General features: G+C 74.3%; 12 protein-coding genes. 8 read left to right on the plus strand and 4 right to left on the minus strand.

Annotated features, from left to right (window positions below; all coding sequences use genetic code 11):
• Positions 1-6 precede the first annotated feature (6 nt).
• From ACQEVB_RS25065 to ACQEVB_RS25080, 4 genes are all read right to left on the minus strand, one after another.
• Complete coding sequence (locus ACQEVB_RS25065) at positions 7-447, minus strand: response regulator (RefSeq protein WP_432975706.1); 441 nt, start codon at positions 445-447, stop codon at positions 7-9.
• Positions 444-2,006, minus strand: a complete 1,563-nt coding sequence (locus ACQEVB_RS25070) for a sensor histidine kinase (RefSeq protein ID WP_432975709.1) — start codon at positions 2,004-2,006, stop codon at positions 444-446. The genes ACQEVB_RS25065 and ACQEVB_RS25070 overlap by 4 nt, the downstream gene beginning before the upstream one ends.
• Positions 2,003-3,205 (minus strand): PP2C family protein-serine/threonine phosphatase, encoded by a 1,203-nt coding sequence (locus ACQEVB_RS25075; protein ID WP_432975711.1) that lies wholly within the window; start codon positions 3,203-3,205, stop codon positions 2,003-2,005. Before ACQEVB_RS25075 ends, ACQEVB_RS25070 begins: the two co-directional genes overlap by 4 nt.
• A 119-nt stretch (positions 3,206-3,324) precedes the next feature.
• On the minus strand, positions 3,325-3,612 hold the full coding sequence (locus ACQEVB_RS25080; RefSeq protein ID WP_432975714.1) for a PASTA domain-containing protein: 288 nt from the start codon (positions 3,610-3,612) through the stop codon (positions 3,325-3,327).
• Positions 3,613-3,729: 117 nt separating this feature from the next.
• Here ACQEVB_RS25080 and ACQEVB_RS25085 point away from each other — a divergent pair, with 117 nt between their 5' ends.
• From ACQEVB_RS25085 to ACQEVB_RS25120, 8 genes are all read left to right on the plus strand, one after another.
• Complete coding sequence (locus tag ACQEVB_RS25085) at positions 3,730-4,419, plus strand: thiamine pyrophosphate-dependent enzyme (protein WP_432975717.1); 690 nt, start codon at positions 3,730-3,732, stop codon at positions 4,417-4,419.
• Entirely contained in the window at positions 4,419-5,336 is a 918-nt protein-coding gene (locus ACQEVB_RS25090) for a transketolase family protein (protein ID WP_432975720.1), read from the plus strand. The genes ACQEVB_RS25085 and ACQEVB_RS25090 overlap by 1 nt, the downstream gene beginning before the upstream one ends.
• A gap of 104 nt (positions 5,337-5,440) precedes the next feature.
• Positions 5,441-6,103, plus strand: coding sequence for a TetR/AcrR family transcriptional regulator (locus tag ACQEVB_RS25095; protein WP_432975723.1), 663 nt, complete (start codon positions 5,441-5,443; stop codon positions 6,101-6,103).
• Between the two features lie 73 nt (positions 6,104-6,176).
• Positions 6,177-7,106, plus strand: coding sequence for a cation diffusion facilitator family transporter (locus ACQEVB_RS25100; RefSeq protein WP_432975726.1), 930 nt, complete (start codon positions 6,177-6,179; stop codon positions 7,104-7,106).
• Positions 7,107-7,224: 118 nt separating this feature from the next.
• Positions 7,225-8,208 carry a permease gene (locus ACQEVB_RS25105; RefSeq protein WP_432975729.1) on the plus strand — a complete coding sequence of 328 codons (984 nt, stop codon included), beginning with the start codon at positions 7,225-7,227 and terminating at the stop codon, positions 8,206-8,208.
• Positions 8,209-8,215: 7 nt separating this feature from the next.
• Complete coding sequence (locus tag ACQEVB_RS25110) at positions 8,216-8,881, plus strand: TIGR03943 family putative permease subunit (protein ID WP_432975732.1); 666 nt, start codon at positions 8,216-8,218, stop codon at positions 8,879-8,881.
• Between the two features lie 76 nt (positions 8,882-8,957).
• Positions 8,958-9,233 carry a DUF1490 family protein gene (locus ACQEVB_RS25115; RefSeq protein ID WP_432975735.1) on the plus strand — a complete coding sequence of 92 codons (276 nt, stop codon included), beginning with the start codon at positions 8,958-8,960 and terminating at the stop codon, positions 9,231-9,233.
• Positions 9,233-11,422 carry a heavy metal translocating P-type ATPase gene (locus ACQEVB_RS25120; protein WP_432975738.1) on the plus strand — a complete coding sequence of 730 codons (2,190 nt, stop codon included), beginning with the start codon at positions 9,233-9,235 and terminating at the stop codon, positions 11,420-11,422. Before ACQEVB_RS25115 ends, ACQEVB_RS25120 begins: the two co-directional genes overlap by 1 nt.
• Positions 11,423-11,477: the final 55 nt, after the last annotated feature.

Consider the following 11,477-nt stretch of genomic DNA (forward strand, 5'->3'; position numbering starts at 1 on the left):
TCGACCTTAACGCCCGGGCAGCTGCACGACCGTGACGAAGAAGTCGTCGATCTGGCGGATCACGTCCATGAAGCTGGAGAAGTCGACGGGCTTGGTGACGTAGGCGTTGGCGTGCAGGTCGTAGCTGCGCAGGATGTCCTCCTCCGCGGCCGACGTCGTGAGCACGACCACCGGGATGGAGCGCAGCGCCGAGTCCGACTTCACCTCGGCGAGCACCTCCCGCCCGTTGACGCGGGGCAGGTTGAGGTCGAGCAGGATCAGCCCCGGCCGGGGCGCGTCGGCGTACTCGCCCTCCTTCCGCAGGAACCGCAGCGCCTCCGCCCCGTCGGACACGACGTGCAGCGGGTTGCGGATCTTGTGGTGCTCGAACGCCTCCTTGGTCATGAGGACGTCGCCCGGGTCGTCCTCGACGAGCAGGACGTGGACGTGTTCTGGCGGCGAGGTCATGGGGCCTCCGGGATCGACGGGGGAGCGGTGGGGAGCGTGAAGCAGAACGTCGAGCCCTCGGGCCCGGTGCGGTCGAGCCAGATCCGGCCGCCGTGGAACTCGACGATCTTCCGGCAGAGTGCCAGGCCGATGCCGGTTCCGGGATAGGCCTCCCGGGAGTGCAGCCGCTGGAAGATCACGAAGATCTTCTCGGCGAAGGCGGGATCGAGGCCGATGCCGTTGTCGGTCACGGCGAACTCCCAGGAGTCGCCGTCGCTGCGCACGCCGACGTGCACGCGGGGCGGGTCGTCGCCGTGGAACTTGATCGCGTTGCCGACGAGGTTCTGCAGCACCGTGGTGAGCAGCGACATCTCGCCGGTGACGGTCGGCAGCGGGTCGTGGGTGACGGTCGCGCCGGTCCGTTCGACGGCGTCGGCGAGGTTGCGCTCGGCGTGCGCGAGCGCGGTCTCCACCGAGATCGTCGTCCAGCTGTCTCGGCCCGTGGTGCGGCCGACGCGGGAGAACGCCAGGAGGTCGTTGATGAGCGCGCTCATGCGCCGAGCACCGTCGACGGCGAAGGCGATGTACTGGTCGGCGCGGTCGTCGAGCTGCCCGGCGTAGCGCTTGGCCAGCAGCTCGCAGAACGCCGACACCTTCCGCAGCGGCTCCTGCAGGTCGTGGCTCGCGACGTAGGCGAACTGCTCGAGGTCCGAGTTGGAGCGGGCCAGCTCCGCGGCCTGCGCGTCGAGCTGGGCGTTGAGCTCCCGCACGGTGGCCAGCTCGCCGGCGATGCGCCGTCGCATGTCGTCGACCGCGCCCCCGAGCTGTTCGAGCTCGCGCGGCCCGTCGACCTCGACGGGCCGGTCGAACTCGCCGCGCTCGACGGCGTTGACCGCGACCTCGAGCGAGCTGATCGGGCGCAGGATCACCCGGCGCGCCCACACCCACGTCCCCAGGAACAACGCCACCAAGAGGCCGGCGATGACCGCGCCCATCACGGCCATCCACCTGATGGCCCCGTCGAGTGCCGCCCGCCCGGCCGCGCGGTCGTCCTGCAGCCGGGCCAGCTCGGTGTCGAGTGCGCCGCGCACCTGGTCGAAGAGGGTCTTGCCGAGGGCCGGTTCGACCGGTGCACGGCCCGCCGCCGCGGCGGCGATGCTCGGCTCGGCGTAGTCGCGCTGCCAGGTGCGGGCCCGGTCCAGCACGGCGTCCAGATCGGCGTTCAGCTGCGGTCCGCCGTCGTCCCCGGTGGACTCGATCGCCGCGCGCAGGTCGGTGACGGCGCGGTCCTGCGCGGCGCGGCCGTCCCGGTAGGGGGCGGCGAAGTCCGGATCGTGGGTGGCCAGGTAGCCGCGGACGCCGCTCTCCTGGTCGACGAGGGCCGCCCCGAGCTGCTGGGCCGCGATCAGCGCGGGTCCGGCGCGGGCGACGAGCGCGTCGCGGGCGTTGTCGAGCCGCAGCAGCGCCAGCACCCCCAGCGTGGCCGTGGCCACCAGCCCGACCGCGCCGAGCCCGGCGACGATGCGGAACCAGCGGCGCAGCGACCAGTGGTTGCGTGAACCCGTCGGCCGCCTGCTCATGTTCCCCCTGCTGGGCCGGGGTGGCTGAGCAGGACGACGGCGATGTCGTCGTCGTGCGTGAGCGTCGAGCCCGCCACCTTCGCCAGCAGCTCGTCGAGCACCTCGCCCAGATCGGGGTTCTCGGTGAGGGAACCGCCGGGCAGCAGCTCGCACAGCCCGTCCACCCACAGCTGGTCACCGTCGGGCGTGGCGCGACCCTCGATCAGCCCGTCGGTGTAGAGGAGCAGGTCCCAGCGCGGCCCGAGCGGCACCTCGACGGCCGTCCAGGACAGCTCGGCGACCACGCCGAGCGGCAGCTGCGGGGTGAGCTCCACCTCGTGCCAGCCACCGTCGTCGGTGCGCATCACCGCAGGTGGATGGCCGGCCGACCACAGGAGCGCGCTCTTCCGGCCAGGGGCGATGCGCACCATCATCGCCGTCGCGAACAGGTACGCCTGGTGCCGCTCGTTGACGAGCACCTCGTGCAGGGTCGGCAGGATCTGCTCGGCCGGGTGCCCGGCGAGCACCAGGGTGCGCCACGCGATCCGCAGTGCGACGCCGAGCGCGGCCTCGTCGGCCCCGTGCCCGCACACGTCACCGATGAGGACCCAGACCGACCCGTCCGCCACCTGGACGGCGTCGTAGAAGTCACCGCCCAGCAGGAGCCGGGCCCCGCCGGGCAGGTAGCGGGCCGCGTACCCGATCGCGGACGGGTCCAGCAGCGGCGCGGGCAGCAGGCCGCGCGACAGGCGCAGGTTCTCCGCGGCGAGCAGGTTGGCCTGCGCCAGCTCGCGGGTGACCTGGTCGGCGCGGTGCCGGTGCACGGCGTAGCGCACGGCCCGTTCCAGTGTCGGCCCGTCGATGCGGCCCTTCACCAGGTAGTCCTGTGCTCCCGCAGCCACGGCGGCCAGACCGTGGGCGCGGTCGGCGAACCCGGTGAGGACGACGACGGCGCCCGCCCCGCGGGCCCGCATGCGGACGAGGCCATCGAGGCCGTCGCTGTCGGGCAGGACCATGTCGAGCAGCACGCAGTCGACGTCGGGGGACCACCGGGCCTCGGCCTCGGCAAGGGAGCCGGCACGGACCAGCTCCACCGCCTGTCCGGCGTCGGTCAGCAGCTCGTGCACCAGCAAGGCGTCACCCTCGTCGTCCTCGACGAGCAGCACCCGCAGCGGGGTCTGCTCGAACTCCGCGTCCGCGGAGGTCGCATCGGCGCTCATGACGTCTGCATCGCTCTTCTCGGACGGCAAGGGCGGGGGAACCCGTCCGACGCAGTGTGGCGGCTCGTTGCTGAACCGGCCCGGTGACGCAACCTACCAGCGCCGTCCGACGCGGACGGTCACACGCCCGCGGTGTCCTTCGCTCCCGCCGGGCCCACGGGCACGGGCGGCGGCACGAGCGCGCTGCCCCCGCCTCCACCCCCGCCGGACTCGTCGACGGTGATCTGGACCGCGCTGCCCGGATCGACCTTGGTGCCGGCCAGCGGCTGCTGCCCGGTGACCTCGCCGGACCTGGCCGGCCCGGTGATCGGGTCCAGCGCGACGCCGGCTGCGGCGGCGAGCCTGGTCGCGTCGATCATGTCCAGCCCGACCAGCGCCGGGACCAGCACCTTCTCCCGATGCTCCACGGCATCCTCCCTCTGCCCGCCGGGTGGCGGGCGCGGATCGTTCGCACGGGGGGTACCCCGTCGCGGCCCCGCCCATCCCTTGACCTGCACTCGACTCGAGGTGTGACGGTGGCCGTCATGACGAACGTGAGCAGCGGGTTCGCCGACCTGGGCCGGCTGATGACCCGCATGACGGGTGACGAGAAGCACGGGCCCAGCGCCACCTCCACCCGCGACGTCCTGTGGGTGCTCTTCGACCGCGTGCTCCGGGTGGACCCGCAGCGGCTCGACGACCCCGACCGCGACCGGTTCCTGCTGTCGAAGGGGCACGGGCCGATGGCGTACTACGCGGTGCTCGCCGCGAAGGGGTTCCTCGACCCGGCGGCGCTCGACGGGTTCGGCGGGTACCACTCGCTGCTCGGCCACCACCCCGACCGGACGCTGGTGCCGGGCGTGGAGATCGGGGCCGGGTCGCTCGGGCACGGGCTCGGGCTCGCCGTCGGTACCGCGCTCGGCCTGCGGATCGCCGGGCGGAACGCGCGGGTCGTGGTGCTCGTCGGCGACGCGGAGCTCGACGAGGGCAGCAACGTCGAGGCCATCCAGTTCGCCGGTCGCGCCGGCCTGGACCGGCTGACCGCCGTCGTCGTCGACAACGACTCCTCGACGACCGGGTGGCCCGGCGGTGTCGCCGCCCGGTTCGCCGTCGAAGGCTGGTCGACGGTCGACGTCGACGGGCGCGACCACGACGCGCTGGAGCGCGCGTTCGCGGCCGGGAGCGGCGACCGGCCGCACGCCGTCGTCGCGCACGTCGAACGGAAGGACTCCTGATGACCACCACGCTCAGCCGCACCGTCGAGGACCAGCGGCAGCGCTTCTACCGCCTGCTGCCCGACCTCCTCGCCGACGATCCGCGGGCCGTCGCCGTGTTCGCCGTCGTCGGGCTCGGCCACCTCGATCCCGCCGCCGTCGCGCCGGTGCGCGACCGCGTGATCGACGTCGGGATCCGCGAGCAGCTGCTGATCGGGGCGGCCGGCGGGCTGGCGCTGACCGGGCTGCGCCCGATCGTGCACACGTTCGCGCCGTTCCTCGTCGAGCGACCGTTCGAGCAGGTCAAACTCGACCTGGGACATCAGGGCGTCGGTGCCGTGCTGGTCAGCTCCGGCGGGTCGCACGACTGGCCGGCCGGCGGCGAGACGCACATGGGACGCCGCGACGTCGCCCTGCTCGACACGCTCGACGGCTGGACGGTGCACGTGCCCGGCCACCCGGACGAGGCCGAGGCGCTGCTGCGCGCTGCGCTGCCCGGGAACGACCGCGTCTACCTGCGGCTGTCGGCGCAGTCGAACGCGGTGGCCCGGCTCGCGACGGACGGGCGGATGCAGGTGCTGCGCCGCGGCTTCGGGCCGACGGTGATCGCCGTCGGCCCGCTCGCCGACCGGGTGCTGGAGGCCACCGCCGACCTCGACGTCACCGTGCTCTACGCGACCACCGTGCGCCCGTTCGACGCCGCGACGCTGCGGGCCACCCTCGGCGAACCCGACGTCGTGCTCGTGGAGCCGTACCTGCGCGACACGTCCGCCGCCGAGGTGTCGCGGGCGCTGCGCGGCACGCGGCACCGCGTCCTCGGACTCGGGCCGGGCCCGGCGGAGCTGCGTCGCTACGGCACCGTCGACGAGCACGACGCCGCCCACGGCCTCGACGTCGCCGGTCTCCGGCACGCCGTCACCAGCTTCGTCAGGGGGTGACCCAGGCGCCCGACACGCCCGGGTGCTACCAGCGGTACGCGCAGGTCAGCAAGGATGTCATCATGGCCCCCGTCGGTACGTGATACGAGGGGGTACGGGTATTGGTGGTCGAGCCCCAGGTGATGCGTGCCCGCCTCGTCGAAGGTGCGATCCGGCTGGTCGACGAGCACGGCGCCGAGGGCTTGCAGGTGCGCAAGCTCGCGGCGGCGGTGGGGACGTCGACGATGGCCGTCTACACCTACTTCTCGGGGATGCCCGGCGTCCTCGCCGCGGTGCGGGCCGAGGGCTACCGGCGGGTGACCGCCAGGGTGAGCGCCGTCCCGCCGTCCGACGATCCCGTGGCCGACGTCGTGAGCGGGGCGCTCGCCTACCGGCAGGCCGCCGTGGACGGGCCGCACCTGTTCGCGCTCGCCTTCGCCCGCGCCTCGCCGACCGACGTCAGCCTGGAAGGGGAGCGCACCGCCGCGGAGGAGGGCCGCGCCGGGTTCGGTGTGCTGCGCACCGTCGTCCGGCGGGCCATCGACGCCGGCCGCTTCACCGTCGTCGACGTCCGCTCGGCCGCGACGCAGCTGTGGTGCTCGCACCACGGCGTCGTGGTGCTGGAGATGTCCGGCTTCCTGCGCGCGGACCCCGGATACGCGGTGTCCGAGGTGCTGCTGCCGCAGACCGTCAGCCTGGCCGTCGGCTTCGGTGACGACCCGGCGGCCGCCCGCCGCTCGGCCGAGCTGGGCCTCCGCAACTGGGAGCGGTTCGCCGCTGCCCAGTGACCGCAATTCGCAGTTCTTGGCAATTGATTCAGAGGTTTGCCATTTCCCGTTCTCTCGGGTGACCATTGTCGGCGTGCACGACAATGGCCGGAAATTGCTCCCGCACTCGCACGACAGCGCTGCATCGATCGACGCGGCACTGGAAGGCAGCGCGGACGGGATCCGCGCGCTGAAGATCAGCCTGATCGCACTGCTGGTCACAGCCCTGCTGCAGGCGGTCGTCGTCGTGCTCACCAGCTCGGTCGCGCTGCTGGCCGACACGATCCACAACGTCTCCGACGCGCTCACATCGGTGCCGCTGTGGATCGCGTTCGTGCTCGGCCGGAAGGTCCCGACCCGTCGCTACACCTACGGGTACGGGCGGGCCGAGGATCTGGCCGGGGTGTTCGTCGTCGCCATGATCGCGCTGTCCGCTCTCGTCGCCGGGTACGAATCGGTGCACCGGTTGTTCGCGCCGGCGCCGGTCACGAACGTGGGCGTGCTCGTCGCGGCCGGCCTGATCGGTTTCGCCGGCAACGAGCTCGTCGCCGGCTACCGGATCCGGGTCGGCCGCCGCATCGGGTCGGCCGCGCTCGTCGCCGACGGGCTGCACGCGCGCACCGACGGGTTCACCTCGCTCGCCGTCGTCGCGGGCGCGCTCGGCGTCGCGGCCGGGTTCCCGGCGGCCGACCCGATCGTCGGGATCCTCATCACCGTCGCGATCCTGGTCGTGCTGCGCGGCGCCGCCCGCGACATCGGCCGGCGGCTCATGGACGCCGTCGAGCCCGAGACCGTCGACCTCGCCGAACGCGTCCTGCGCGACGTCGCCGGCGTGCGCGACGTCGAGACCCTGCGCATGCGCTGGACCGGGCACCGCCTCCGCGCCGAGACAGCCGTCCTCGTCGACCGGGACATCTCGGCCGTCGCAGCGCACGCCATCGCGGATGCGGCCAGGCACGCGCTGCTGCACGAGGTGCCCCGCATGGCCGACGCGCTGGTGCAGACGAGCCCGGCCCACCCGTAGCGACGTCACACAGCGCGCGGCCGCCGCACACACCGCCCAACCCTGTGTGAGGCGGCCGCAACCTGTGTGACGTCGGCGTTCGGGCCCGCGCGGCGGGCTGCGCTGCGATCATGGCGCCATGGTCGTCACCATCACCGCCGCTGCCCGGCGGGTCACGTCGCTGCACGCGTGCTGCGCCGTGCTGGTGGCCGTCATCCTGGCCCGGCCCCTGCTCGTCACCGCGGTGGACGCGCCCGGCGTGCGGACGGCGGCGACGGTGTTCGTGGCGGTGTGCGTGCAGGCGCTGCCGTTCCTCGTGCTGGGGGTGGTGGTGTCCGGGGCGATCGCGGCGTTCGTCCCGGCCCGTGCCGTGGAGCGGCTGCTGCCGGGGCGGGCCGCGGTGCCGGCAGCGGGGGTGGCCGGGCTGCTGCTGCCGGGGTGCGAGTGCGCGTCGGTGCCGGTGGCGCGGCGCATGATCGGTCGCGGCGTGCCCGACGCCGCCGCGCTGACGTTCCTGCTCGCGGCACCGGCGATCAACCCCGTGGTGCTGGTGGCGACCGCGGTCGCGTTCCCCGGGGAGCCGCTGGTGGTGCTCGCCCGCGGCATCGCGTCCTTCGCCACCGCGTGCGTGATGGGACTGCTCTGGCAGCGTCGGGGTCGGCCCGAGTGGATCGCGGCCCGGGTCCGCGCTCCGGTCGCGGACGCCGGCGCCCCGCGGTGGGTCGTGTTCGCGGAGACGGCGCGGCACGACCTGGTCTCGGCCGGCGGGTTCCTGGTGGTCGGTGGGCTCGCGGCCGCGGTGTTCGCCGTGGCCGTCCCGGCATCGTGGACGGCGGCGCTGGGCCGCGACCTCGTGCTCGCGATCGCGGTCATGGCGGTGCTGGCGGTGGTGCTGGCGCTGTGCAGCGAGGCCGACGCGTTCGTCGTCGCGTCGATGAGCACGGTGCCGCTCACGGCCCGGCTCGCGTTCCTCGTCGTCGGCCCGGCGGTCGACGTCAAGCTGATCGCGCTGCAGGCCGGCACGTTCGGTCGCGCGTTCGCCCTGCGGTTCGCCCCGGCCACGCTCGCCGTCGCGGTGCTGTGCGCGACCGTGACCAGCCTCCTCCTGCTGGGGACGCGGTGACAGCACGGTGAACCGGCAGACCCAGCACGTCCTGCTCGCCCTGCTCGGCGGCGCGCTGCTGCGCATCGCCGCCGACGACACGTTCCTGCGCTACGTGCGACCCGGGCACCGCCCGCTGCTCGTCGCAGCGGGTGCCGTGATGGTGGTGCTGGCCGGCGTCGCGGCGATCCGCGATCTCCGCGCGCGCGTCACGGAGAGCCACGACCACGGTGCAGCACCCTGGCTGCTGCTCCTGCCGGTGCTGGCGATGGCCGTGGTCGCGCCGCCGGCGCTGGGCGCCGACGCCGTCGCACGCGCCGGCCCGGTCGACGCGTCCGCCATGGCGTTGCCGCCGCTGCCCGCCGACCCCGTGGTGGAGCTGGGGCTGGGGGAGTTCGTGCAGCGCGCGGTGTGGGACGCCGGCGGCACGGTCGTCGGGCGCCAGGTGGCGCTGACCGGGTTCGCCGTGCCCCGCGCCGACGGGTTCGAGCTGGCCCGCCTGACGATCCGGTGCTGCGCGGCCGACGCGCGGGTGCACCGCGTCCGCCTGGAGCCTGCGCCGGGCGCCGCGGCGGACACCTGGCTGCGGGTCGAGGGCAGGCTGCGGCCCGGTCCTCACCCGGACGGAGTACCCACGATCGAGGTGACCAGCGCCGACCGAGTGGCGCCGCCCCGGGACCCCTACGAATACTGACCCCCCACTGCCGGCGGTGACCACGTACGGTAATGATTGTCGTTATCGGAGCCGCTCGGGAACGGGAGAGTTCGGGATGATCGCAGGGCTGGTCGGGAAGGCTGCCGGCTTCGTCGTCGGCGGGTTGGCCGGGGCAGTCGCCTACGACGGGGTGAAGCGGATCGTCCGCAGCAACGCCGTGCGCGACGGCGCCGTGACCGTCACCTCGTGGGGCCTGCGCGGCGCGCGGGTCGTCGAGACCGGCGCCGAGCGGGCGCGGCTGGGCGTCGCCGACATCGTGAGCGAGGCCCGCGGGCGCCTCGGTGAGCAAGCGTCGCCGCCCGCCGGGTCCGGGCACGGCCACCAGCACTGATGGCGTTCCAGGCGACCCGCGACGGGCTCGCCCCCGAGATCGCGAGCGAGCCGCCGGCGGTTGCGCTGCACCTGCGCTCCGACGCGGCCGGCCGGATCCGCTACGAGGCCCCCGCGCTCGTCGGCAGGGTCGCGCACGCGGTGGCCGTGGAGGACGCGCTCGACGTGGTGCCGCACGTCCGGCAGGCGCACGCCTACCCGCGCAGCGGCAGCGTCGTGGTCTGGTGCGATCCGGCACGGGTCGACCGGCGCGCGCTGGTCGCCGCGATCGAACGGGTGCTGCGCCGACCGGCCCCGGTGCCGTCGCGCACCCCTCGCTCGGCCGATTCGAGCACGGGCGACCTGGTGCGGCTGGCCGTCGGCGGGGTCGCGCTGGCCGCGCTGGGCATCCGCCGCTACGGGCTGCGCCGCCCGCCGATGCTCGGTCCCGGCAGCCGCACGGTCGCCACCGGCGTCACGATCTTCACCGGTTACCCGTTCCTGCGCGGTGCCCTGCGCAGCGCCTCCGGGACGGACGCGCTCGTGTCCGTCGCGACGATCGCGAGCCTCGTGCTGCGGGAGAACGTCGTCGCGCTGACCGTGCTCTGGCTGCTCAACATCGGCGAGTACCTGCAGGACATCACGCTGCGACGCAGCCGGCGCGCCATCTCCGAGCTGCTCGCGGGCACCCGCACGAGGATCTGGACCCGGCTGGCCGACGGCACCGAGCTGGAGATCGACATCGACCAACTGCGCGTCGGCGACGAGGTGGTGCTGCACGACCACGACGTCCTCCCGGTGGACGGCGTCGTCGTCGCGGGCGACGGCGTGGTCGACCAGGCCGCGATCACCGGCGAGCAGCTGCCCGTCGCCATCGGCACCGGGGTCGCGGTGCCGGCCGGCTCGGTGCTGCTGCGCGGCCGGCTCGTGGTGCGGGCCACCGCCGTCGGCTCCGACACCGCCATCGGGCGGATCATCGCCCGCGTCGAGGAGGCCCAGCACGACCGCGCGCCGATCCAGACGGTCGGCGAGCGGTTCTCGCGGCGGTTCGTGCCGGCGTCGTTCGCGCTGGCCGGGCTCACCCTGCTCTTCACGCGGGACGTGCGGCGGGCCATGACGATGCTGCTGGTCGCCTGCCCGTGCGCCGTCGGGCTGGCGACGCCGACGGCGATCAGCGCGGCCATCGGCAACGGCGCGCGTCGCGGGGTGCTGATCAAGGGCGGGGCGCACCTGGAGGCCGCCGGCCGCGTCGACGCCATCGTCTTCGACAAAACCGGCACCCTCACCCTGGGCCGCCCGGTCGTCACCAACGTGGTGGCGTTCCGCGACGACTGGACGCCCGAGCAGGTGCTCGCGCACGCCGCGAGCGGCGAGATCCACTCGCGGCACCCGCTGGCCCAGGCCGTGATCCGCTCGACGGAGGAGCGGCACATCGCGATCCCGCCGCACGAGGAGTGCGAGGTGCTCCTCGGGCAGGGCATGCGCGTCTCGGCCGACGGGCGCACGCTGCTCATCGGCAGCCGCGAGCTGCTCGCCCAGGAGGGCGTGCGCATCGGGCGCGACGCCGCCGGCTGGGTGCGCAAGCTGCAGCGCGCCGCCGAGACGCCGCTGCTGCTCGCCGTCGACGGGCAGCTCGTCGGGCTCGTCTCGCTGCGCGACACGGTCCGCCCGGAGTCGCGCGCCGTGCTCGACGCGCTGCGCGCCGACGGCGTCCGCCGGATCGTGCTGCTCACCGGCGACCACCCGGACACCGCCGCCGCCGTCGCCGCGGAGCTGGGCATCGACGAGTTCCACGCCCGCGTGCTGCCGGAGCAGAAGCAGGACCTCGTGCGGACCCTGCAGACCGCGGGGCACACCGTCGCCGTCGTCGGCGACGGCACCAACGACGCGCCTGCACTCGCGCTCGCCGACATCGGCATCGCCATGGGCGTCGGCGGCACCGATGTCGCCGTCGAGACCGCCGACGTGGCCCTCGCCGGCGACGACCTGCGCGCACTGCTCGTGCTGCGCGACCTCGGCCGGCGCAGCATCGGGCTCGTCCGCCAGAACTACGGCATGTCGATCGCGGTCAACGCCGCCGGGCTGCTCGTCTCCGCGGGCGGCGCGCTGAGCCCGGTGGTGGCCGCGATCCTGCACAACGCCTCGTCCGTCGCGGTGGTGGCCAACAGCTCCCGCCTCATCCGCCACGACCTGCCGCCGCGACCGCGGTAGGTCGCTCCTCCTCCGCCTCGACCTGGCCCTGCGCCATCAGCTCGGCCGCGAGGCC

The organism is Pseudonocardia sp. CA-107938, from assembly GCF_050936315.1.
Lineage (GTDB): Bacteria > Actinomycetota > Actinomycetes > Mycobacteriales > Pseudonocardiaceae > Pseudonocardia.

Bases quoted from the DNA above. Each gene is read 5' to 3' on its own strand.
- ACQEVB_RS25065 (WP_432975706.1), bottom strand. From the start codon at position 447: ATGACCTCGCCGCCAGAACACGTCCACGTCCTGCTCGTCGAGGACGAC.
- ACQEVB_RS25070 (WP_432975709.1), bottom strand. From the start codon at position 2,006: ATGAGCAGGCGGCCGACGGGTTCACGCAACCACTGGTCGCTGCGCCGC.
- ACQEVB_RS25075 (WP_432975711.1), bottom strand. From the start codon at position 3,205: ATGAGCGCCGATGCGACCTCCGCGGACGCGGAGTTCGAGCAGACCCCG.
- ACQEVB_RS25085 (WP_432975717.1), top strand. From the start codon at position 3,730: ATGACGAACGTGAGCAGCGGGTTCGCCGACCTGGGCCGGCTGATGACC.
- ACQEVB_RS25090 (WP_432975720.1), top strand. From the start codon at position 4,419: ATGACCACCACGCTCAGCCGCACCGTCGAGGACCAGCGGCAGCGCTTC.
- ACQEVB_RS25105 (WP_432975729.1), top strand. From the start codon at position 7,225: ATGGTCGTCACCATCACCGCCGCTGCCCGGCGGGTCACGTCGCTGCAC.
- ACQEVB_RS25115 (WP_432975735.1), top strand. From the start codon at position 8,958: ATGATCGCAGGGCTGGTCGGGAAGGCTGCCGGCTTCGTCGTCGGCGGG.
- ACQEVB_RS25120 (WP_432975738.1), top strand. From the start codon at position 9,233: ATGGCGTTCCAGGCGACCCGCGACGGGCTCGCCCCCGAGATCGCGAGC.